Source organism: Microcoleus sp. B4-C2 (assembly GCF_036705265.1).
Taxonomy (GTDB): Bacteria; Cyanobacteriota; Cyanobacteriia; order Cyanobacteriales; family Microcoleaceae; genus Microcoleus.
This window is the reverse complement of the sequence record NZ_JAUBUB010000019.1, coordinates 49244-71016: the sequence shown is the minus strand read 5'-3', so window position 1 is coordinate 71016 and position 21773 is coordinate 49244. Positions and strand designations below refer to the sequence as shown.

19 protein-coding genes are annotated in these 21773 nt (G+C 46.2%); 9 read left to right on the top strand and 10 right to left on the bottom strand.

Going from position 1 to position 21773, the window contains the following annotated elements:
• Positions 1 to 119: 119 nt before the first annotated feature.
• Positions 120 to 1292, bottom strand: a complete 1173-nt coding sequence (locus QUB20_RS09040; RefSeq protein ID WP_333244310.1) for an FAD-binding oxidoreductase — start codon at positions 1290 to 1292, stop codon at positions 120 to 122.
• 210 nt (positions 1293 to 1502) lie between these two features.
• Between QUB20_RS09040 and QUB20_RS09035 the strand changes: the two genes are divergently transcribed.
• Together QUB20_RS09035 and QUB20_RS09030 are read left to right on the top strand one after the other, a co-directional pair.
• Complete coding sequence (locus QUB20_RS09035; protein ID WP_333225179.1) at positions 1503 to 1781, top strand: hypothetical protein; 279 nt, start codon at positions 1503 to 1505, stop codon at positions 1779 to 1781.
• Between the two features lie 50 nt (positions 1782 to 1831).
• The gene (locus tag QUB20_RS09030) at positions 1832 to 2371 is read left to right on the top strand and encodes a DUF2231 domain-containing protein (protein ID WP_333244313.1); all 540 of its coding nucleotides are present in this window, start codon (positions 1832 to 1834) and stop codon (positions 2369 to 2371) included.
• Positions 2372 to 2438: 67 nt separating this feature from the next.
• Here the strand turns inward: QUB20_RS09030 and cutA are convergent, their stop codons facing one another.
• The 3 genes from cutA to QUB20_RS09015 form a co-directional block, all read right to left on the bottom strand.
• Positions 2439 to 2759: a divalent-cation tolerance protein CutA gene (gene cutA / locus QUB20_RS09025; RefSeq protein ID WP_333244316.1), complete on the bottom strand. Its 321-nt coding sequence runs from the start codon at positions 2757 to 2759 to the stop codon at positions 2439 to 2441.
• A gap of 188 nt (positions 2760 to 2947) precedes the next feature.
• Positions 2948 to 3844, bottom strand: coding sequence for a pentapeptide repeat-containing protein (locus QUB20_RS09020; RefSeq protein ID WP_333244321.1), 897 nt, complete (start codon positions 3842 to 3844; stop codon positions 2948 to 2950).
• Positions 3845 to 4097: 253 nt separating this feature from the next.
• Positions 4098 to 6614, bottom strand: coding sequence for a VIT domain-containing protein (locus QUB20_RS09015; protein ID WP_333244324.1), 2517 nt, complete (start codon positions 6612 to 6614; stop codon positions 4098 to 4100).
• A gap of 315 nt (positions 6615 to 6929) precedes the next feature.
• On the opposite strand from QUB20_RS09015, the gene QUB20_RS09010 reads away from it, so the two are divergent.
• From QUB20_RS09010 to QUB20_RS09000, 3 genes are all read left to right on the top strand, one after another.
• Positions 6930 to 7886 (top strand): Rpn family recombination-promoting nuclease/putative transposase, encoded by a 957-nt coding sequence (locus tag QUB20_RS09010; RefSeq protein WP_333244327.1) that lies wholly within the window; start codon positions 6930 to 6932, stop codon positions 7884 to 7886.
• A gap of 106 nt (positions 7887 to 7992) precedes the next feature.
• Positions 7993 to 9651: a CTP synthase gene (locus QUB20_RS09005; protein WP_333244330.1), complete on the top strand. Its 1659-nt coding sequence runs from the start codon at positions 7993 to 7995 to the stop codon at positions 9649 to 9651.
• A 630-nt stretch (positions 9652 to 10281) separates the two neighbouring features.
• The gene (locus QUB20_RS09000) at positions 10282 to 10704 is read left to right on the top strand and encodes a hypothetical protein (RefSeq protein WP_333149438.1); all 423 of its coding nucleotides are present in this window, start codon (positions 10282 to 10284) and stop codon (positions 10702 to 10704) included.
• Positions 10705 to 10980: 276 nt separating this feature from the next.
• Here the strand turns inward: QUB20_RS09000 and QUB20_RS08995 are convergent, their stop codons facing one another.
• The 4 genes from QUB20_RS08995 to QUB20_RS08980 all read right to left on the bottom strand — a co-directional run bounded on the left by QUB20_RS08995 (position 10981) and on the right by QUB20_RS08980 (position 14665).
• Positions 10981 to 11868, bottom strand: coding sequence for an ROK family protein (locus tag QUB20_RS08995; protein WP_333244333.1), 888 nt, complete (start codon positions 11866 to 11868; stop codon positions 10981 to 10983).
• A 224-nt stretch (positions 11869 to 12092) separates the two neighbouring features.
• Positions 12093 to 12815 carry a tetratricopeptide repeat protein gene (locus tag QUB20_RS08990; protein WP_333291302.1) on the bottom strand — a complete coding sequence of 241 codons (723 nt, stop codon included), beginning with the start codon at positions 12813 to 12815 and terminating at the stop codon, positions 12093 to 12095.
• 376 nt (positions 12816 to 13191) lie between these two features.
• Positions 13192 to 14415, bottom strand: coding sequence for a murein transglycosylase A (locus tag QUB20_RS08985; RefSeq protein ID WP_333244339.1), 1224 nt, complete (start codon positions 14413 to 14415; stop codon positions 13192 to 13194).
• Positions 14408 to 14665: a hypothetical protein gene (locus QUB20_RS08980; RefSeq protein WP_172192361.1), complete on the bottom strand. Its 258-nt coding sequence runs from the start codon at positions 14663 to 14665 to the stop codon at positions 14408 to 14410. The genes QUB20_RS08985 and QUB20_RS08980 overlap by 8 nt, the downstream gene beginning before the upstream one ends.
• Positions 14666 to 15067: 402 nt before the next feature.
• Here QUB20_RS08980 and QUB20_RS08975 point away from each other — a divergent pair, with 402 nt between their 5' ends.
• The 3 genes from QUB20_RS08975 (at position 15068) to carB (ending at position 19483) form a co-directional block, all read left to right on the top strand.
• Positions 15068 to 15214 (top strand): hypothetical protein, encoded by a 147-nt coding sequence (locus QUB20_RS08975; RefSeq protein WP_333201683.1) that lies wholly within the window; start codon positions 15068 to 15070, stop codon positions 15212 to 15214.
• Between the two features lie 120 nt (positions 15215 to 15334).
• Positions 15335 to 15574 (top strand): hypothetical protein, encoded by a 240-nt coding sequence (locus QUB20_RS08970; RefSeq protein ID WP_333244341.1) that lies wholly within the window; start codon positions 15335 to 15337, stop codon positions 15572 to 15574.
• 597 nt (positions 15575 to 16171) lie between these two features.
• Entirely contained in the window at positions 16172 to 19483 is a 3312-nt protein-coding gene (gene carB / locus QUB20_RS08965; protein ID WP_333244451.1) for a carbamoyl-phosphate synthase large subunit, read from the top strand.
• A gap of 286 nt (positions 19484 to 19769) precedes the next feature.
• Here carB and QUB20_RS08960 read toward each other — a convergent pair whose 3' ends face one another.
• Both QUB20_RS08960 and QUB20_RS08955 read right to left on the bottom strand, forming a co-directional pair.
• Positions 19770 to 20024, bottom strand: a complete 255-nt coding sequence (locus tag QUB20_RS08960; RefSeq protein ID WP_333244344.1) for a DUF6737 family protein — start codon at positions 20022 to 20024, stop codon at positions 19770 to 19772.
• A 52-nt stretch (positions 20025 to 20076) separates the two neighbouring features.
• On the bottom strand, positions 20077 to 20679 hold the full coding sequence (locus QUB20_RS08955; RefSeq protein WP_333244347.1) for a Uma2 family endonuclease: 603 nt from the start codon (positions 20677 to 20679) through the stop codon (positions 20077 to 20079).
• A gap of 247 nt (positions 20680 to 20926) precedes the next feature.
• Here QUB20_RS08955 and QUB20_RS08950 point away from each other — a divergent pair, with 247 nt between their 5' ends.
• On the top strand, positions 20927 to 21589 hold the full coding sequence (locus QUB20_RS08950) for a VWA domain-containing protein (RefSeq protein WP_333054290.1): 663 nt from the start codon (positions 20927 to 20929) through the stop codon (positions 21587 to 21589).
• Positions 21590 to 21773 lie beyond the last annotated feature (184 nt).

Below are 21773 nucleotides of genomic sequence, written 5' to 3'. Positions count from 1 at the left end.
GTATTTTAAAGTCCCAAAAGCCTTTCGACCCCAATTATTTACTTGCTACCCCTTGACAGTTCAAGACAGTATCTACAAAATTCATACAAGTCTCAATCAGGCCGGACATGATATCATTTTTAAGCAAATCGATCTGGAGACAAAAGCTCGATCGCCCTATCTTCTTCTCCCCCCGCCCAATTAGCAAATCGCTCAGCCAAAGCAGGTACAATAGCCAAAGGATTGCTGAGACCCGAAAAAACGTTCAATCCAGGGCGATCGGCGATCGGCCCCACTACAGGCAAATTATCAGCGCTAAATGCCACACTACACTCGTGCCAAGTTGCAGGTAAACCTGCCAAATCAGGCAAAACCTTGCCGATTCCTGCACGAATTGCCGTTTCGCTGGTTTCTCGATCGACTTTAGCATTCAAATCGCTCAAAGTGCGCGACAATTGCCCGATCCGCAAACTGCCATCATTAAATTGAATGGCACCCGAATCTAAAATCGGCGACAGCAACTCTTTACCAGGTTCATCCCAAAGAAAATCCACCTCATTTCTAGTCGATTCAGCTTCCAATTCAAAACGTTTTAATACCGCAGGCATCACCAAAGTTCTGAGTTTCAAATCCACAGGTGCAGTTTCCAAAATCTCCGTGCGAGTAAAATAAACTCCCACAGAAACACCAGCGGCTTTCAGTAAACTCCGACTCCAACCTCCAGCACAAATAACCGTATTTTCGCAGGCATAACTTTCCTGTACCGTCTTAACTCCCGAAATCCGATTTCCCTCTTCTATAAACCCAATTACTTCAGCAAATTCTATAGTTCCTCCCAACCGCAGAAACCCTTGACAATAAGCTTTATTTGTGGCATTCGGCGAAATGTGACCGTGACGCACAGTCAGAGCTCCGGCGATCGCGCTTTTATTCAACAAAGGTTCCAACTCGCCAGCTTCTGCAACACTCAAAAGCTGCGGAACGATCGCAAATTGCGCGTAATTAGCCGCCACTTTTTCTACATCATTGCCCGCATCAATTGTCAGCAACAAATCCAACTCGCGAAACTCAGTATCAGCATCTAATTGGGCCGATAAATGGCGGTGGCGTTCGATACCTTCCCGACACAATTGCCGAGTTAAATCAGTCGTTCCCGACCAATAAGCCAAGCCGCCATAACTAAAACGAGTAGCGTTTTGCATGGTAGCATCTCGTTCCAAAAGCAGCACAGCAAAACCTTTTTTTGCCAGTTCGTAACTCAGTGACGCACCCGTAATGCCACCGCCGACAACAATCCAATCGTAACTTTTCATGGGCAACTCAAAGGGAAGGAAAATATCATGCTTAGATTTTAGCTTAGTTTTTTCGGAACAAATCGAAAAACCTCTACCTACAGGAAGAGGCTGTCTGCGATCGCCCTAACTGAAACTTCCACCCGTCGGGAGATGTTTGCGTAGAGATATTTTTCGTTCAATAGTAGGAATTAGAGTCAGCAAAAAATTAGAAATACCAGAGAGGTTTTTATGAGTATCGACAAACCAGGCAAAGATATGGAGCGCACGGTCAATCCGGGCGATCGTATTTCCGACAAACCGCAAACCATTGAAGAAAAAGCGCAGCAACTGGCGGTAGACCACGTACCCGACATCGTGGGAGATGTTGTTACAGTTCCAACTTATGTAATCGTCGAAGAACCCGATGGGGAAAAGAAAGCTTTGCACCACGTCAAAGACGCCGACGAAATTTCTGACGTAATTCGGCAGGCCCGCGTTGACGAAAATGGCGAACGGGTTTGGGATTAAGTTCAATCCAATAAAAACGGGTTTTTTGTACAAAAGTTATCGTAGAAATCATGGAAACAAATCCCAGAAATAGTACGCCCTATCCCAATCTTCCGCCGATTCTAGAAAGTGACGACACAGAGTACCGCGATGCTGGCATTACAAGTACAGTTTCAGTTGCAGGTCATCCCCTCCACCCAGTGCTGATCGTGTTTCCGGTAGCCTTTTTAGTAGGAGCCGCCGGCACGGATATCGGTTATTGGCTGACAAGCGATCCGTTTTGGGCGAGAGCTTCGGTTTGGCTGATTGGTGCTGGTTTTGCTGCGGGGATTTTGGCGGGAATCACGGGCTTTTTAGATTTTTTCAAAATAAAAAGAGTGCGCGATCGCAGTGCCGGTTGGTTGCACATGGGCGGCAATGTGGCGGCTTTGGTACTTTCCCTGATTAACTTGCTGTTGCGACAAGGAAATCCGGCTGAGCCGATCGTATACACAGGTTTAGCAATATCGATCGTCGTTGCGACCTTGCTGGGCGTTACAGGCTGGTTTGGCGGCGAACTAAGTTTTCGCCATAAAATCGGCGTCATTGGCCCTACAAGTCATAATTCTTAGGTTTGTGACCGTTTGTAGTAGGGACTTCAGTCCCTCTTGATTTGACACTTTAGCACTAAAGTCTTGACTACAAACTTAAAGATTGTCCCAGCCAATTGAGATAAGCATCGCTGCCAGCAATAATAGGAATAGCAATAATTTCGGGAACTTCATAGGAATGGAGTTCCTGAACTTTTGTTTTTAAAGCATCAAATTTAGCCAAATCAGTTTTAATCAGCAACTGCCACTCTGACTCGGAATGAATCTCGCCTTGCCAACTATAAATCGAGCGAATTGGTGACAAACTCACACAAGCAGCCAGCTTGTTTTCAACTAGAGATTTCGCGAGATTCTCCGCTTCCGCCTCCGATGCCGCAGTTACCAGCACCACCCCAAAATTAATTGTCATAGTAATCAGTGAACAGTCAATCGATTTTAGATTTTAGATTTTAGATTTTAGATTTTAGCATTGACTTGCGCGAGATAAATTCGGGGGATCCTTTATCGGATACAGGTTTTTTATTTCTGGACAGATGAATCACGTGGCGGGTATCCTGGATGCTTGATTGTCAACAGTCAACAGTCAACAGTCAACAATCAACCGTTAATCTCATTAACTTCCCAAGAATTGACTCTGCCAGCCCCAGCTAAGGAAAAATAGCGCCTAGTAGATTCCGGCAAAATAGCTCCCGTCAACAAAGCATTATCTAAATTAGTTCCTATTAACGTCGCCTCGCTCAAATCTGCCGCCATCAAATCTGCTTGACACAACTTTGCCCAATTCAGATTTGCCCCTCTCAAACAACTTCCCCTCAACTTAGCCCCGGTTAAGTTTGCACCCGCCAACTTCACCCCACGCAACTGAGCCGCGCTGAAATTCGCCCCCGCCAAATTCGAGCCTTCCAAATTAGCTCCCATGAGTTTAGCTTCGCTCACGTTGACGCCGCTCAAATCTACACCGCAAAGATTCACCCCTGTCAACTGCGCTCGTCGCAGACTGACTCCGGTTAATTGAGCTCCAAAAAGTTTTGCACTATTGAGCCTTGCACCGTAAAGGTTGGCCCACTTAAAATTAGCTCCCGTCAGATTCGCGCCCAGCAAGTTAACTAATTGCAAGTCGGCGCTGCACAAATTGGCATTCCACAACACAGCACCCCGCAGGTTTGCGCCAGTTAAAGTTGCGCCGCTTAACTTTACCTTGGGCATTTTTGCTTTTACCAAAAAAGCTCCACTCAAATTAGCTTTTGTCAAATCTGCACCAGAGAGTTGGGTTTCACCCATTTTGGCAAAACTCAGATTTGTTCTGTGCATCTGTGCATCTTTGAGTGTTGCTTTGGTGAGAAACGCCCTACTGAGGTTCGCTCCGGAAAGATTAGCTCGCGAAAGGTTGACTCCGATTAAGATTGCTCCGCTGAGGTCTTTCCCGCTGAGGTCGGCTCCAGTAAAGTCTCTTTCTCCTTTTTCGTAATTATTGAGCAGTTCGCTAACTTCCATAGGGCATCATACCTTCTATGATTGGGGGGTTTCGATCCAGAAATCTTTACTGTTAAGGTTGTTTCAGAAAGGAAACTGTTTCAGAAAGGAAACTGTTTTAGCGTTTGCCTCAAACGGTATAAATTTCATTAACATCACTTTCTGTTTAAAGGCAATCTCTTAATAAAGATTTTATATCTTCCTCGCGGTAGCGATCCCAGTTTCGGTATTTTTGAATTAAAAATTAATGTTTCTTGACATAGATAGTCATTCCTTAACGATCGACCGTTATTCGCAACTTCAGACGCAGCGTGCCCTTGAATCCTGCAGGAGGTTGCCAGGAACTCAAGGCCCTCTTGAGAGCCTCTACGGCGTCTGTTGCTTGCAGCGTCGAGGTTTTAGTGTCGAGCGCCAATCGGGCAACGCGGCCGTCTTGTACCAATAACTTCCACACCGTTTCACCGCTAACCCCCGCCGGGAGATTAACAGATTGCAGGTATTGACTCAAAGCCGCGATCGCCTCGGCATCCAACCCTTCGACGCTAACTACTTGGAGGCGAGAAGCCAAAGGCTTCGGGCGTTGCAACTCACCGTAACCTTGCTGCGGCGCCATAGCAGGAGCTGGACTCACCGGTGCCGAGTTGCGAGTCGAGGTAACGCTGCGAGTGCCGCCTCTAGTTGGCTCTGCCGCTCCCGACTCGAAAATACCCTCATAGCTGACACCCTGCGGCAATTCCACAGGCACTTGCACGCGGCGACGAGATCCATCTGGTTCCACTCGCACTTCTTCGCTCACAGCCACAAAAGCCGTGTATTCCGACAGCAAGCGATAAGTCAGAGCAGTATTAGTCACAGCTTCCACTAGAGATTTAGTCTCGCCACCAAACATTTGATTCATTAAATCTTTAATGCGCGATCGCCCCCAAAGTTGAGCTACCGCCGGATTGCCAAAATCCGTAGCGGTTGCTGCGACGGAAGTAGACTCTCGCTGCCGCCCGCCGGATTGAGCAAAATTAACCGGTAAAACTTGCTCGTAAGCTTTGCCGCCCGCCAGAGTGCCGCGGATGCGAAGTTGGCCGGGGGCTCGATCGCTCTTTTTGCCAAACAAAACCAGCGGCCCACTCGCAAACAAGTCTGGGGGCGCGATCGGATAAATCTCCGGTTTTTCCCCCACTCCTTCCCAACTAATTTGAATATTAGTCAATACCGGACGATTAATTTCACGAAAAAACTTTTCTGTCGCTTCTGCCGACGGTTCATCTTGACGAATTACTTGAGAAGTGCCTCTTCCCACTTCCGCCAAACGGTTGAGCAAAAACCGATTCACCGAACCGCCAACACCAAAACTATAAAGTCGATTTCCTGGTTTCAGACTCTGCTGAACCAGAGCCAGCACTTCATTTTCATTACCAATGTAACCATCCGTAATTAATACAATACTCCGCAGCCTTCCCGTAGCCGCCGCCGGAAAATTCATCACTGCTTGAAGGCCGTTAAGCAGTTCACTGCCTCCGTTAGCCTGCAACTTTTCGATATAATTAATTGCGCTTTGTCGATTTTCTGCCGTATTCGCTAAAGGAGTAGTTGAAAGCGCTTGCGTAGTATTGGCAAAATCAATAATAGTAAAAGTATCGTTGGAATTCAATCCTTGAATAAAGCGGCGCATCAACTCCTTAGATTTTGCCAGCGGTTCGCCCTTTTGAGAACCGGAAGTATCCATCAGAAACACGACATCTTTAGGTACAATTTCATTAGTTTTGTAATTTAATGCCGGAATTAAATAAGTAGCAAAATGACCGCCCCGCTGGTCGGATTGAGTCAAGACAGTTGCGCGCGTATTTTCGCCCGCCACTCGATAGCGCAAAATTAAATCTTTATTGGGAATTGTGTCAGAATTGGCTAATTGGACTTGCACAATATTTCCCCTGCGGTCAGTTGTAATTTGATGGGAAGTAGAGCGGACATCGCCGATCGCAACTCCGGCATCTATTTCTACCGAAACAGCAATATTGTGACCCGATCGCGTTCCCGGAGGCAAAACAGGCGGGTTAATGCGATCGCCCCCCCTTACTAAGGGGGGGTTGGGGGGGGTCGTATTTCCCGAAATATAGCGAGGCCCTACCACCATTGGAAACACAAATTCGTAATCGCCGCCGACAAATTTGAGACTTTCGGTGTAGCGAATCGTAACTTCAATTTTTTCTCCCGGTTTGATATTAGCCAGAGACTGAGTAAAAATATTGGATCGTTCTTGTTCCAACAAACCTGCACTCCGGCCTTGCTTTCTGGCTTGTTCGTACATTTCCAAAGCTTCCTCGCGGCGTTTGATATCCGCTTTAATAGTTCGTGAGCCTATTTTAATTTCCATATCATCTACCGCCGCTTCGTCGGGCAAAGGAAATACATAAACAGCTTCTATAGATTCGGGAAAAGGATTTTCAAACTTCTGAACAACTTCGACGCGGGAGATATTGCCAGCTATTTTGGCTTTAACTTCAGTCTGTTTCAGAGGAAAGACTTGTTCTGGCGTCGTGTTGGGAGTTTTGACGAACAAACCGCCGACTGGACAGGGAGTTTCGGGCGATCGTCCGCCATTGCAATTAACATCGTTACTAGCGATGATTTTCGGCGACACAGACGAATAATTTTCCCCAGGCTCTTTTGCCCGCGCTGCATTGGGAGCGCCCCACGCGCCACACTCGTTAGCGAAGCCCTCGAAGAGGAGCGCAGCGAGCAATGCCATACCAGTACAAAGCAACCGTTGAGGGGAGAGAACGCAGACAAACTTCATAGCTGTTGTTTTTTAGCAGACTTGAGGTGCTTTGTTTACCATGACTTTACGATTGCCGAAACGTTCCTGAGTTAGCTTTTTGGGAAAAATGACTGAGCGCGTAGGGCTGATTTTAGATTTTAGATTTTAGATTAACTCTACAGGCGCTCATGGGGGAGTGGAACTTTTGTCTAGATTGCTGTGGGCTTGCATCTGTATTTGGGTGAGGTCGGTTGGGGCGATCGTCCGCGAACCCAACCTAGAAGATTGTATGATAGTTAAATAATTAAATAACTCTAACCTCAACCTCTCAATCTCTAATAAATTGAAAAAGCCATGAATTTTATTAACCCCAAAACCGACTTTGCATTTAAAAAAATCTTCGGCTCGGCTGACAGCAAAGACATTTTGATTAGCTTCTTAAATGCCATCCTCTACGAAGCGCAGCCAGTTATCGAAGATTTAGAAATTCTTGACCCTTATTTAGCTCCCAAAATCAAAGGAGTCAAAGATACTTACTTGGATGTTAAAGCAAAAATTGGTGGTAGCAAAACTGTGATCATTGAAATGCAGGTATTGAATGTAGAATCCTTTGAGAAACGGATTTTATACAATGCTACCAAAGCTTACTCAGTGCAATTAAAAAGCGGAGAAAACTACAACCTGTTAAATCCCGTGATTGCCTTGACGATTACAGATTTCCAAATGTTTGAGCATCTGGAAACAGTAATTTCGCGGTTTTGTATCAAAGAAAAAAACAACTTAGTCGAGTATTTGGCGGATGAATTAGAATTTGTCTTTGTTGAGTTGCCAAAATTTGACAAGACTTTAGCAGAATTAGAGACTCTGACTGACAAGTGGATATATTTCATGAAAACCGCTCGCACGTTAAGGTCTGTGCCGGAAGAGTTGGGAAATGTACCGGAACTCCGCAAAGCTTTTACAATTGCCAATGAAGCAAATCTAGATCCTGATGAATTGGAGGATTTAGAAAGGCGAGAAATTTTTATTCAAGACCAGCGCGGTGCAATTAGCAAAGCTACCAGAATCGGGATAGAACAAGGAATCAGACAAGGCATTGAACAAGGCATCGAACAAGGCATCAAACAAGGAAATGTGACATTAATTGTTCGTCAGTTGGAGCACAGTGTCGGCCAGTTGTCGCCGGAGATTCAAACTCGCATCGCTCAGTTATCCGCTGAGCAATTACAGAGTTTAGGAGAGGCGCTATTAGACTTTGCCAGTGTGTCAGATTTGACAACTTGGTTGCAAGCACATAACAATCGTCAATAATTTGGTCAAATGAGTGTAGGGGCAATCCCCCGTGGTTGCCCTTATGGATTACCTATGTCACATTTGAGTCTGACCTGACATTGAAACATCTAAAGTCGAAAATCCTATGAGCAAATTTGTGTTTGTGACCGGCGGCGTGGTTTCCAGTATCGGCAAGGGAATTGTCGGTGCTTCCTTGGGCCGCCTATTGAAGTCGCGGGACTATTCTGTCTCGATTTTGAAGCTAGACCCCTATATTAACGTTGACCCCGGCACTCTGAGCCCGTTTCAGCACGGAGAAGTCTTTGTCACGCAAGATGGTGCGGAAACTGACTTGGATTTGGGGCACTACGAGCGTTTTACCGACACTTCCATGTCTCGCCTCAATAGCGTCACCACGGGTTCCATTTATCAAGCGGTGATTAACAAAGAACGCCGCGGTGAGTATCAGGGGAGCACGGTGCAGGTGATTCCGCACATCACTAACGAGATTAAAGATCGAATTCACCGGGTAGCAAAAAATACCAATCCCGATGTGGTGATTACGGAAATCGGCGGAACGGTGGGAGATATTGAATCTTTGCCGTTTTTGGAGGCAATTCGCCAGTTTCGCAAGGATGTGGGGCGGCAAAATGTTGTGTATATGCACGTGACGCTGATACCTTGGATTCCTTCGGCTGGAGAGATGAAAACTAAACCGACTCAGCATTCGGTGAAGGAATTGCGGTCGATCGGCATTCAACCAGATATTTTAGTCTGTCGGTGCGATCGCCCGCTGTCTTTGGGCATGAAACAGAAATTGTCGGAATTCTGCAACGTCCCCGAAGAATGTGTCATCACCGCTCAAGATGCTAAAAGTATCTACGAAGTGCCGCTGATGATGGAACAGGAGGGTTTAGCGGAACAAACGATCAATTTGTTGCAACTCGAACATCGCCAGCCAGATTTGCATCAGTGGCAAACTTTAGTCAACAGGCTTTACAGTCCCAATCACAAAATTGATATTGCTTTAGTTGGCAAATACGTGCGGTTGAACGATGCTTATCTTTCGGTGGTCGAAGCTTTGCGGCACGCGGCAATTGCGATCGGCTGCGACCTGAATTTACACTGGATTAACTCAGAAGATTTAGAATCGGGAAACCTCGATAATTATCTCAAAGGTATCAACGGCATTGTTGTACCGGGAGGTTTTGGGGTTCGGGGAGTTGACGGCAAAATAGCGGCGATCGAATATGCTAAACACCACAAAATTCCATTTTTGGGATTGTGTTTGGGGATGCAGTGTGCTGTGATTGAATGGGCGCGCAACATCGCTCAACTAGAGGATGCCAACAGCGCTGAATTTAACCCAGATACAGCGAATCCGGTAATTAATTTATTGCCAGAACAGCAAGATGTAGTCGATTTGGGCGGTACAATGCGACTGGGTTTGTATCCGTGCCGTGTCAACCCAGACACGCTAGCTTTCAAACTTTATCAGAAAGAAGTGATTTACGAGCGGCACCGCCATCGGTACGAATTTAACAACGCCTACCGCAATCTTTTCTTAGAATCAGGTTATGCAGTCTCCGGTACATCTCCAGACGGCCGATTGGTAGAAATGATCGAATTTCCCAACCATCCCTTTTTCATAGCCTGCCAATTTCACCCCGAATTCCAATCTAGACCTAGCGCCCCCCACCCCTTGTTTCAAGGGTTTATCCAGGCCGCTAGCATCCAGGGAAAGCAGGAGGTTTTAGAAGATGAGGGTCGCGACTTGGTGGCTGGGAAAGTTGTCGCAAACTGATCTGATATCATGTGCGATCGATTAGTTCTGATATATTAGATGTCTGTAGGGGCGGTTCAGAGTACACAATATTCAAATCGCCCCGACAATCGACATTACAAAACCCGCCCAACAGACCAATAGGATTTGATAGGGGTTGCACTTATCGGACTAGATATCGGGCAGCATTCTCAACGAGTGAAAAACCTTCCCCCCCAACCCCTATGCTAGGGCTGGGGGGCTAGTACCACAAGGGAGAAGGCAGAAGGTAAAAATGCAATACGGTTCAGTTAAGCTCGATCCCCTGGCGCCTAGGGCGGGCACAGGGGCACCGCCCCTACAAAGGGGAGTAGGGGGTGGGACAAGAACTTACTCTTGCGTCCCCCTTGGGAAGGGGGATTTAGGGGGATCTCGCCCGGAATAAATAGTTTTAACCCAAGCGTATTGGGTAAAAATGCTGATATTTTTACTTAACTTTTTAGCTTGGATTTCAATGGTGATACCAGTAAAAAAAAATGTAACTTTAGGCAACTTCCCAACCCCGATAGTCATCAGTCATGCCCAATCTAAAATCTACAATCTAAAATCTAAAATGGTATGAGTTGTCAAACTATCCTAAAATACCAGGAAACACAGGTTTGAGGAGGCTTTGTGGCTTATTGGAGCAAAATTACTTATGAGAAAAGTACATACATAATTGACCTTGACACTATTAGTGCTTTTTCTAGCGAACTGGATAACAAGCGTCTCACCTTTTGGCTGCCTAATAGCAGTCAGCCGATTATCCTCAATCCCCAAGGCAATTCTGAGGCTTACAAGCAAGTTCTCGATTACCTCAAAAAAACCATCGATCGCAATTCGAGAGGTTCGTGGATTAAAATTCATTATGACCGCAAAGAATTTGCGATCGATATGAGTCGAATTAGCTCTTTTGCTTGCGAACAGAACGGTCGGCTAAGCTTTTGCCTGCCGGACAGCGCAACTAATATTATTATCCTGCGCCAAAACAACCCGGAAACTTATCAAGAAATTCAGGAATACATTAAAAATACGACTGGACAATCTCTGCCATGAAGCAGTTGTTAGTTGTTAGTCATTAGTCATTAGTCGTTAGTTGTTAGTCATTAGTCATTAGTCGTTAGTTGTTAGTCATTAGTCATTAGTCGTTAGTTGTTAGTCATGAGTCATTAGTCATTAGTTAGAAGCATGAACAATGAAGGAGGAAGGAAGACTATTTTTAGTAAATCCTAACATTCATTTTAATTTTTTTTGGGGTAAGGTGCTTAGGTTGCAACCTAAGTTTAGATATGAAAAAAGCGCAATAAACTGCGCTGCTTTTTTAAATTTTAACTATTTAACAAGCTGCCAAGCTAATTTTGCCGCCCCTACCATGCCTGCTTGATTGCCCAATTCAGCCACCAATAACTGTAAATCCTCGCGAGAACTCGGCAGTACACGTTGCTCAAGTTCTTCTCGAACCTTCGGCAAGAAAAATTCTGCACCTGCACTAATTCCACCGCCGATAATAATAGCTTCCGGCGTCAAAATATAAATGAGACTTGCCAAACCGATACCCAGATAGCGCCCGTAATTTTGCCAAAATTCTAAAGCTTTGGCATCTCCAGACTTAGCTAAATTTGCTAATTCTAGCGGTTCCAAACCCGTTTCTCGGCGAATTGCTTGCACCGAAACGTACTGTTCTAAAGAACCGCGATTGCCACTGTTGCACTCCGGGCCATCGGGATTTATAGTAATTAATCCGAGTTCTCCGGCCGCGCCTTGATGACCTACAAATAGTTTGCCGTCTAGGATAACTGCACCGCCGACTCCTGTACCTAAAGTTATTAAAATTAGGTCTTTAAAGTGCCTTCCTGCGCCCAACCAAGCTTCTCCCAATCCGGCACAGTTGGCATCATTTGCTAACATGGTTGGCAGTCCGGTTTTAGCTTCTACCCAGTCAGCGAGGGGGACGTTATGCCAGTTTTTGAGGTTAATTGCAACTCTGGCTATGCGGCCGGCGGCGTCTGCGGGGCCTGGAGTGCCGATGCCGATCGCACTTACAGCATTTTCCACCGGATTCAGTTGTAAAATAGCATCCGTCATCGCGGCTAAAACTGCTTCTGGCGTTGCGGGTTGAGGGGTTGGAACAGTTAAGGATTGGTGACAAAGACCATTTTCGCTAAATCTGCCGAGTTTAATGGCGCTTCCGCCTAAGTCAATGCCGATTACTTGTATCATTCGATTTGGGTTTGGGATGCAAGGATTTGGGATTAATCCTCATAGGATAAACATATTTTAGGGTGCAGATTGTGCACCTTACCAATTAACTTTGTAGTGAGGATTTAAATCCTCCAACTCCTATTTTAGTGTATAATAATTAGCGAGGGAAACTGCGTTTAATTCTTAATAGTATCATACCGATCGCACTACCTAGCAAAAATTATGGAGACCAGCGAGTTCGCCTATTGAATTTCGCCTAACTTACGTTGCGCTACCTCTCGGTTGTGCAAAGCATCGCGATAGTCTGGTTGGAGAGTAATTGCCTGGGTATAAGATGCGATCGCATCTTCAAATCTTCCTAAATTATACTGCTCATTCCCTCGATCGCACCACGCTTTCGCCTCTACATTAACTTCCGATTCTGCCTCCGCAGCCTCAGCGCCTCTGCGGTTCCCTTCCCCAGAAAAACCCAAACCATCCCCAACAAACACCGCCTCAATTACCATCCCCTTTGTCTCCTCCTCCTCAACCTCCGGCAGCGGAAACCGTGTCAATATCTCCCGCCCAATTCTCCTCGCAACCTCTGACAATTCCCCGCTGCCAATTCTACCTAACAAAACCAGCCGCTGCGCCAATTCCTGAAGCGATGCCACCGCATCCGTAGGGGCGGTGCCCCCGTGCCCGCCCTGCAGGTTTTCGCCCTCTAACAATCGAGTCCCAAACCGTCGCAGCCAAGCAGCCAATTCACCATCTTTAAGGCGTTTTGCGATTAAGAATCCCGCTACATCTCCTCGACTCCAACCGGCATTCACCCCTTCGAGAATTTCCATGAATTTCGACTCGTATTCCGCGTCAGTTAATGTTGGGCGGATGGCGGTATTTTCCGAAGGCGGGGTGGGTTTGGTTGGGGTTCCGAACAGTCGCTGAATTAGTCGTTTGAAGAATTGCATAATTTTGTTGAGCATTTGTGAGGTTGGGAGGGTGGGGTATTTTCTATTTTATAGCAATTATCAAAAGTAGGATTACATATAGATTGTCCGCGATATCTGTAGGAAGACGGCACTGTTGTGTCTGGGATTGCGACGCACAGCAAACAATCACATGAATAGGACTTACGCAATCATCCCAGGTATGGGGGCAACCACGGGGGGTTTGCCCCTACAAAACACTATATATTGAGGCTGTGCGTAAGTCCTGATGAAGTAGAATTAACTCACATCTTGCACCATTCTCAAGAACAGGCAAGATGCCTGTTCCACAAAGAGTGAGTTTTCTTGTGGAACAGGCATCTTGCCTGTTCCTAAACAAGTAATTGACAATGGTGCAAGATCTCAGATTAATCTACTTTAAAAGCGGATAATACAGTTCTCCTGTTGAGTTGATATAACCGGCCCTATCGCCCGCTAAATCCCCCGTTCCCATAAATACATCAACTCTCCCCGCGCCTTTGATTGCGCCGCCAGTATCTTGATCCAAAACGTACCGATTCACGGCATTTTGTTCGAGTTGTCCTGCCGCATTCGGATAAGGGAGTTTTGTACTAATTAATGCTAGCGCACCTGGTGGCATTAAGGCTTTGTCCGTGGCGATCGACCTTTCGGCAGTTACTGGCACTCCAATGCTTCCTGTGGCTGGAGATCCATTACTATCCCGGAAGAATACAAAGCTTTCATTTTTCGGCAAATATTTGTTCATATCTGCGGGAAAGTTGGTAAAATATTCCCTTAGTTTCGGCAAAGTTAACTCTTCTAAAGTAAACTTTCCGTCTTTAACTAATTCTCGTCCAACTCCTGTATAACTGTGACTGGTTTTGCCTGCAAAACCGACGGTCATCTCGCTACCATCTGTTAGTTGCAATCTCGCAGAACCTTGGACGTGCACGAGAAATGCTTGGAATCGATCGCGCAACCAAACTAATTCTAATCCTCGCAGCAATCCTTTACTTGCCTGCAAAGCATCTGCGCCTTCTAATTGCAATCTTGTCGGGTGAGGTTTCGGCCAAGATGCCATGTTTGGCGGCATCCGGTACAGGGGATAACGGTATTCGGAATTCGGCGTCCGAGATGCTGCGTAAGTCGGCTCGAAATAACCTGTAAATGCGACTGTTCCTTTGCCGTCTTTGCCCGTAGATTTGTAAAATACAAATTCGCGCTTGACAGATTCCTGAAGTTGTGCTGGGGTTGTGGAACTGACAACTAATTGGCGGAATCGATCGAGGGAACGCCGAACTCGATCGCGCGTAACTCCTGCGACTGGATAGCGGCTGTAAGCGCTGGCGGCGGCTGATGTATTGAGATAGCGGAGGCTGTGGTCGATCGACCTTAACAGCAATTCTTTATCGCCCGGTTTGCCATTTTCGCCCCAGATTTGAGCGTCAAAGGCGATCGACTCCAACTCACTCGCTTGTAATTGATTTACACTCATTGGTTGCAGCGATGGAACTGCAACGGCGGGCACCGAAAAAGCGATCGCCAAAACGCAACAGGCGATCGCTAATAGCTGATAGCGAAAAATCTTGCTCAATTTCCAATCTTCCCTACTGAATTGATTATTTTCCTTATTCATCGTATCGTTCGACGCTAGAAGTAAATATCGGTTCTACGCGAATTGCGAGAACGCTGGTAGGCCGAACTACCATGTATTCGCCTTGAATATTTTTAATCGGGACGTTAAGAAATTCTCTTGAATCTTGTTTCGGCACCAGCGTACTGCTGTACCACTTTTGAAAATCTTGCAGCGTTGCGAAACGCACTTCTTCGCGATGGCCGCCTTCAAGCAGCAGGTGCACGGAATATTCGCTGGGTGTTCTAGGCATAGGAGATGGAGAGAGTTGTTGGAGGACAATGTAAAATCTAAAATCTAAAATTGATGTGGTTGCCATCAAGCAGCAGGTGCAAGGAATATTCGCACTTGTGTTCTAGGCATATCTGTATTTTAGTTTTTTGATTTTAAGCTTTTGGAACGATTCCATATTTTACATCTTCCTCGGTGCATTCCCTCATCTAGTAGGCTGGGTCGAGGGACGGGGAGAGAGTGGGAGAAGGAGAGAGTGGGAGAGGGGGAGAGTGGGAGAGGGGGAGAGTGGGAGAAGGGGAGGGTGGGAGAGACCGGAGAGTTGTTGCAGGAAAATCTCAATCTTAAATCTTAAATCTAAAATCGATTGAGTTGCAGGAGGAAAACCCCAATCTAAAATCTAAAATCTAAAATCTAAAATCGATTGACGGCGGCCCCCCTCTGCGGCTACGCTGTGAAAATAAGGCTGCTTTCCTCAAAGAGGAAGCAGCCCACGTCGCTCAAAAATCTAGTTGCACTGCCCAAAGCTGCTACCAACAGCAATGGACAGCTAACCGCCAAACTGAGCTAACCAGTCTGGAGGCTAATGGAGAATTTTAACACTCTCTGTAGCCGCCCTGCTCTGTGTTAACGTGCGGGGCGGCTGGGTTTTTGGGTTTTCCTAGAAAACCAAAAACCAGGAGATCATATTATGTCACAGGAATTCGTGCCTGACGATAACTTTTCCGCGCGTCCAAATGACGACTCAGCAGTATCCGAACAGGAAGTCGTGCGGATAACGGTTGTCGGTTCCCGCGCCGCCGTGTTAGAAACCATCCACACCTTGTACCGACTGGGATTTGCCGCCGTCGGGGATTGGATCCCGCCGCAGCGAGGCGCACAGCCCGGACAAGTGATAAGCGTACTCATTCGCCGATCGCGCAAAGCCTAAAAATAGGATGAAATACGGTAGGGACACTCTAAGAGCCCTTCTTCGTGTCAACAATCGCCTGAAACCCTTGATAAATCTCGCTTTTAACCCAGTCTAGATCCCCCTAAATCCCCCTTAAGAAGGGGAGTAGGGGTTGACTTTGAGAAGACTCTTGTCCCCCCCTTCTTAAGGGGAGTAGGGGTTGGCTAGGGGGGATCTAGATTTAATACTCAAACAACAGTCTGTGATTGGGTTAGACGTTAAGTTGGCTGGCACCAATGGGTTCTTGGAGTGTCCCTACAATGATTAATCCGGCGGAATACAGGGATTGTGTATTTTAGAACACGATTTGACCGCAACACTTAAAATAGTCTTGATTTACCGATCGACTGCACCCTTTTCTCATCAATATTTCTGGTTAGCTGGGGGTGTCTGTGGGCCGGAGTTGCTAGGTTCTGCTTCCAAAAGGCTGAGAATGGTGCACAATTTCAAATTAACAACAAAACTTGCACTTTTTTGAGTAAGCTTTTGGGGGAACAGCTTAGAAAGCCTGTTTCTAAGACTGATGCAAAATATCAAATTAATCCTCAACCTTGTCCAATTACTAATTACGAACCTATGCCCCGTCGTCAAGACTTAAAAAAGATTCTTCTCATTGGTTCCGGCCCAATTGTTATCGGTCAAGCGTGCGAATTTGACTATTCAGGGACACAAGCTTGCAAAGCTTTGCGAGAAGAAGGTTTTGAAGTAGTGTTGGTGAATTCCAACCCGGCAACGATTATGACCGATCCGGAAACTGCCGATCGCATTTACATCGAACCTCTAACGCCGGCCATCCTCGAACAAATCATCGCTAAAGAAAGACCTCAAGCAATTTTACCGACAATGGGCGGTCAAACGGCGCTAAATTTAGCAGTTGCCGTCGCTAAAAATGGCGTTTTAGAAAAATACAACGTCGAGTTGATTGGTGCTAAATTGCCAGCAATTGAAATGGCAGAAGATCGGCTATTATTTAAGGAAGCGATGGCGCGAATTGGTGTCGCCGTTTGCCCTTCGGGAATTGCCAACACTCTCGACGAAGCCAAAGCAATTGGTCACCAAATCGGCAGTTATCCCTTAATTATTCGTCCTGCTTTTACAATGGGCGGCACGGGAGGTGGCATTTCTTACAATCAAGAAGAGTTTGAAGAAATGGCACAAGGCGGGATTGACGCCAGTCCAGTATCGCAAATTTTAATCGAACAATCTTTGATTGGTTGGAAAGAGTACGAACTCGAAGTAATGCGAGATTTGGCAGATAATGTAGTGATTATTTGTTCGATCGAGAATCTCGACCCGATGGGCGTCCACACCGGCGATTCGATCACCGTCGCCCCGGCGCAAACTCTCACAGACAAAGAATATCAGCGCCTGCGAGATGCTTCGGTGAAAATTATTCGCGAAATCGGAGTTGAAACCGGCGGTTCCAACATTCAATTTGCCGTCAATCCAGTCAACGGAGATTTCATCGTTATTGAAATGAACCCTAGGGTTTCCCGTTCCTCCGCCTTGGCCTCGAAAGCAACTGGTTTCCCTATTGCCAAAATGGCGGCAAAATTAGCGGTAGGTTACAGCCTAGACGAAATTTCCAACGATATTACCAAGAAAACTCCGGCGTCTTTTGAGCCGACAATTGACTACGTGGTGACGAAGATTCCCCGATTTGCCTTTGAAAAGTTCCCTGGTTCCGAACCGACTCTGACAACGCAAATGAAGTCAGTTGGAGAGGTAATGGCGATCGGGCGCAGCTTCAACGAATCCTTCCAAAAAGCCCTGCGGGGATTGGAAACAGGCCGCGCAGGTTTCGGCTGCGACAAACCGGAAAAGTTGCCGAGTTTGGAACAAATTCGCGCCGGATTGCGGACGCCAAATCCCGATCGCATTTTTACAGTTCGCCACGCGATGATGATGGGAATGTCGGTGGAAGATATCTTCGAGTTCACAGGAATTGATCCTTGGTTTTTGGATAAAATGCAGGAATTGCTGGAAGCTGAGAAGTTCTTGAAACGAACGCGGTTGGAACAGTTGACAAAAGAGACAATGTTTGAAGTAAAGCAGTTGGGTTTTAGCGATCGCCAAATTGCTTACGCCACCAAAACATCGGAAGATCAAGTCCGCGCTTACCGCAAACAGTTAGGCGTAATTCCGATTTACAAAACAGTCGATACCTGTGCCGCTGAATTTGAAGCGTTTACACCGTATTATTATTCCACCTACGAGGCGGGTGCGGCTATTTGGGAATTGGGCGATGAAGAAAAGAAAGTTTCGCCTGTGGGCCACAGTCTCGCGCCGGAGTCGGAAGTTTTGCCTTCTACCAAGCGAAAAGTGATGATTTTAGGTGGCGGGCCCAACCGGATCGGACAGGGAATTGAGTTTGATTACTGCTGTTGTCACGCTTCCTATTCCCTAGGAGAAGATGGCTTTGAGACAATTATGGTCAACTCGAACCCGGAAACGGTTTCGACGGATTATGATACGAGCGATCGCCTGTATTTTGAACCGCTAACAAAAGAAGATGTTCTCAACATCATCGAAGCCGAAAATCCCGAAGGAATAATTATTCAGTTTGGCGGACAAACCCCACTGAAATTAGCGCTTCCTTTACAAAAAGCTCTGGAAAATCACCCCGATGTACAAACAAAAATCTGGGGAACTTCGCCGGATTCCATTGATACTGCTGAAGACAGGGAGCGATTTGAAAAGATTCTGCGCGAGTTGGATATTCAGCAAGCTGCTAACGGTTTGGCCCGTAGTTTTGAGGATGCTTTAATAGTAGCTCAACGCATAGGTTATCCGGTAGTGGTGCGACCGAGTTATGTATTAGGCGGCCGAGCAATGGAAATTGTTTATTCCGATACGGAATTGGAACGTTACATGACCTATGCCGTGCTAGTAGAACCAGATCATCCGATTTTAATTGATAAGTTTTTGGAGAATGCGATCGAGGTTGATGTCGATGCGATCGCCGATGTTACTGGCAATGTGACGATCGGCGGTATTATGGAACACATCGAGGAAGCGGGAATCCACTCCGGCGACTCTGCTTGTTCTATCCCTTACCAAACGCTTCCTGATGCAGCTTTGGTAACAATCCGCCGCTGGACTGTAGAATTAGCAAAATCCCTGAAAGTCATCGGGTTGATGAATATTCAATTTGCCGTTCAAGGGGAAGAAGTTTTCATTTTGGAAGCTAACCCGCGCGCTTCTCGAACAGTGCCTTTTGTCTCCAAGGCGATCGGAGTTCCCTTAGCAAAAATGGCCTCGCGAGTCATGTCTGGCAAAACTCTAGAAGCTTTGGGTTTTACTGAAGAGATTATACCCACTCATGTTTCGGTAAAAGAAGCTGTATTGCCCTTTGCTAAGTTTCCGGGAACTGATACTTTGCTAGGGCCAGAAATGCGATCGACCGGCGAAGTCATGGGAATTGACACCGATTTTGGTAAAGCCTTTGCCAAGGCTCAACTCGGCGCGGGACAAATGATGCCGCTGTTTGGAACTGTGCTGGTTTCGATGCGCGATCGGGACAAACTAGCAGTTGTACCCGTTGTCAAGGAATTCTTAGAATTGGGTTTCCGAGTAGTCGCAACTCACGGGACACGCAAAGTTTTGCGAGAGCAAGGTTTAGAGGTAGATTTGGAATTGAAACTGCACGAAGGGCGGCCGAATTTGTTGGATTCGATCAAAAATGAGAAAATTCAACTAATTATCACCACACCTTCCGGCGAAGAATCCCGGGCCGACGGCATCTTTATCCGCCGCACAGCTTTGACTTACAAAATCCCGATTATTACCACAATAGCCGGTGCCAAAGCGACAGCAGCGGGAATTCGATCGCTCAAATCTCACCCGATGGAAGTAAAAGCAATTCAAGACTATTACCCGCAAGCCTAGAGGGCGAAACACCCTATGTTTAGGGTGTGCAGCGCGCACTATTAGTGTCAACTGAAGCTTTTAGTCCGCCATTCCTCTCGCTCACCCGGCAGTCCGCCAGGGAATGAATTCCCTGTCTTATAGCGAAAGTCCTCTCAAAGAGGACTGAAGAACTCATTAGTCCTCATAGCGAGGACTTTCGCTTTGAGGCTATTGTTTCAAACCCTGCCGGACTGAGGGTTTAACGTTAAGTTGACACCCATGACCGCGCACCTTACGCTCAACATAAGGTGCGCGCCACCAAAACCTAATCTGCATCAGAATCCAAAACTCCGCTAGACAGCATCAACCTCGGCCAAACTAACAAGAAAAAACCCATCCAAGCTAATAAAGGAATCGCGACTAAAACCGTTATCCAAACAGTTTTTAATAAAAACCAACTACCGGAAATCAGACTCGTGCCTGTCAAAAGAATCGACCAAGGTTGGCACCACCAAGGTTTGTAACTCCAAGGACTAATAGCTTTTTGATTAGAAAGTTTTTTATCAGAAAGAGATTTCATATTTTTAGTGATTGTTTATGGAGAATAGTCTGGCTAGCTGGATTAACAGAAGTTAAACATTCATCACCTCTTCTGCTGTCAGCGTTAATTCGGGAAAAGTCCGCGACACAATTCGTTCGCTGCCTTTAAACGCGCTTCTTTGATAGTTGCCATCTGCATCCAAAAGGTGAACAAATACAGTTGGAACTTTGGGATTTCCCAAAAATTCCCTGCTGCCAATTGCTAAATAATCGACAATCCAATACTCAGGAATTCCGAGGCGCCGATATTCGTCCAATTTGTCTATATAATCGTCCTCCCAATTTGTTGATGTTACCTCCACTGCCAATTGAATTGGTTCCCGCAATGCAGCATAAGCCGAACGGTTCGATCGCCACAACTCGCGATCGATTACACTGACATCCGGTCTCCGCCCTTGTTCGATGCCGGCTTTACTTACAGTTCTGATAACGGCTGTAGTGTTGACTACATAATTCAAATTTAGTCGCCGGATTTCATCATTGAAACCAAATAACATGAAATTAGCAACATCATCATAATTTCTTGTGGCATTCCTCTCTACAATTTCTCCATTTACCAGTTCATAGAGTCCATCTTCTGGACATTCTACAAGGAATTGATCAAAGGTTAATTTTTGCGTGACTGTTGCCATCATAAGACTTATCTTTATTTTGCACTAATACTATTAGTCTATATTACCACAGGCAGGAAGAAATTTGTTTTTTTGACGGCAGACATCCAATTCTCAAATCTAAAATCTACAATTAAAAATCTCAAATCGATTCAGGTAAATGGTAAAATACGATCGCCAGCGGGCAGATTGAGTTAAATATGTCACCTAGTTGCTAGGGTAGAAAGTAACAAACCTAGAAATCGAGCCACTCCCAGGTCAACCCCGAACCATGAGACTAGACGAAGCCGTAGAATTTGCCGAAAACCCAGAGCCGCGCTGTCCCTGCGTCCTCCTGCTGGACACCTCCGGCTCCATGCAAGGCGCACCCATAGATGCCTTGAATGAGGGGCTGGAAATTTTTAGGAATGACCTAATTAAAGACGAACTAGCTAAAAAGCGAGTCGAAGTCGCGATTATTTCATTTGACAATCAAATCAAAATCGTGCAAGACTTCGTTACCGCCGACCAGTTCGAGACGCCACTGCTGACAGCTCAAGGACAAACCCACATGGGCGCAGGCATTCAGCTAGCATTAGATACCATTGCGGCCCGCAAATCGGAATACCGCAACAACGGCATTACCTACTACCGCCCGTGGGTATTTATGATTACTGACGGCGAACCTCAAGGTGAATCCGACGATGTTGTGGAAATAGCAGCACAGCGGATTAAAGAGGAAGAAATTAACAAGCGCGTGGCATTTTTTGCAGTCGGAGTGGAAGGTGCTAATATTCCTCGTCTCGCGCAAATTGTCGAGCGCACGCCTGTAAAATTGAGAGGATTAGACTTTAGAGAGATGTTCATCTGGCTGTCGGCTAGTATGCAGAGAGTTTCTCACTCAAAAATTGATGAACAAGTAGCACTGCCCCCACCCGGATGGGGAACTGTTTAGTTATTAGTCATTAGTCATTGGTCATTGGTCATTGGTCATTGGTCATTGGTCATTGGTCATTAGTATGTGACAAGCGGTAATGTGTGGTGTACATCGCCCTACCAAATTAGTAAAGTGTGGTGTGCATCGCCCTACCTAATTAGGGATAAATAAACCCGTCCAGACTTTGCATAGTTGTGAATTT

Excerpts from the sequence above, each read along its gene's own strand:
- QUB20_RS08995 (WP_333244333.1), bottom strand. The coding sequence starts at position 11,868 with ATGATACAAGTAATCGGCATTGACTTAGGCGGAAGCGCCATTAAACTC.
- QUB20_RS08970 (WP_333244341.1), top strand. The coding sequence starts at position 15,335 with ATGTCACAGGAATTCGTGCCTGACGATAACTTTTCCGCGCGTCCAAAT.
- cutA (WP_333244316.1), bottom strand. The coding sequence starts at position 2,759 with ATGACAATTAATTTTGGGGTGGTGCTGGTAACTGCGGCATCGGAGGCG.
- QUB20_RS09010 (WP_333244327.1), top strand. The coding sequence starts at position 6,930 with ATGAATTTTATTAACCCCAAAACCGACTTTGCATTTAAAAAAATCTTC.
- QUB20_RS08985 (WP_333244339.1), bottom strand. The coding sequence starts at position 14,415 with ATGAATAAGGAAAATAATCAATTCAGTAGGGAAGATTGGAAATTGAGC.
- QUB20_RS09035 (WP_333225179.1), top strand. The coding sequence starts at position 1,503 with ATGAGTATCGACAAACCAGGCAAAGATATGGAGCGCACGGTCAATCCG.
- QUB20_RS08950 (WP_333054290.1), top strand. The coding sequence starts at position 20,927 with ATGAGACTAGACGAAGCCGTAGAATTTGCCGAAAACCCAGAGCCGCGC.
- QUB20_RS09005 (WP_333244330.1), top strand. The coding sequence starts at position 7,993 with ATGAGCAAATTTGTGTTTGTGACCGGCGGCGTGGTTTCCAGTATCGGC.
- carB (WP_333244451.1), top strand. The coding sequence starts at position 16,172 with ATGCCCCGTCGTCAAGACTTAAAAAAGATTCTTCTCATTGGTTCCGGC.
- QUB20_RS09040 (WP_333244310.1), bottom strand. The coding sequence starts at position 1,292 with ATGAAAAGTTACGATTGGATTGTTGTCGGCGGTGGCATTACGGGTGCG.
- QUB20_RS08990 (WP_333291302.1), bottom strand. The coding sequence starts at position 12,815 with ATGCTCAACAAAATTATGCAATTCTTCAAACGACTAATTCAGCGACTG.
- QUB20_RS08955 (WP_333244347.1), bottom strand. The coding sequence starts at position 20,679 with ATGATGGCAACAGTCACGCAAAAATTAACCTTTGATCAATTCCTTGTA.
- QUB20_RS08960 (WP_333244344.1), bottom strand. The coding sequence starts at position 20,024 with ATGAAATCTCTTTCTGATAAAAAACTTTCTAATCAAAAAGCTATTAGT.
- QUB20_RS09030 (WP_333244313.1), top strand. The coding sequence starts at position 1,832 with ATGGAAACAAATCCCAGAAATAGTACGCCCTATCCCAATCTTCCGCCG.
- QUB20_RS09020 (WP_333244321.1), bottom strand. The coding sequence starts at position 3,844 with ATGGAAGTTAGCGAACTGCTCAATAATTACGAAAAAGGAGAAAGAGAC.
- QUB20_RS09015 (WP_333244324.1), bottom strand. The coding sequence starts at position 6,614 with ATGAAGTTTGTCTGCGTTCTCTCCCCTCAACGGTTGCTTTGTACTGGT.
- QUB20_RS08980 (WP_172192361.1), bottom strand. The coding sequence starts at position 14,665 with ATGCCTAGAACACCCAGCGAATATTCCGTGCACCTGCTGCTTGAAGGC.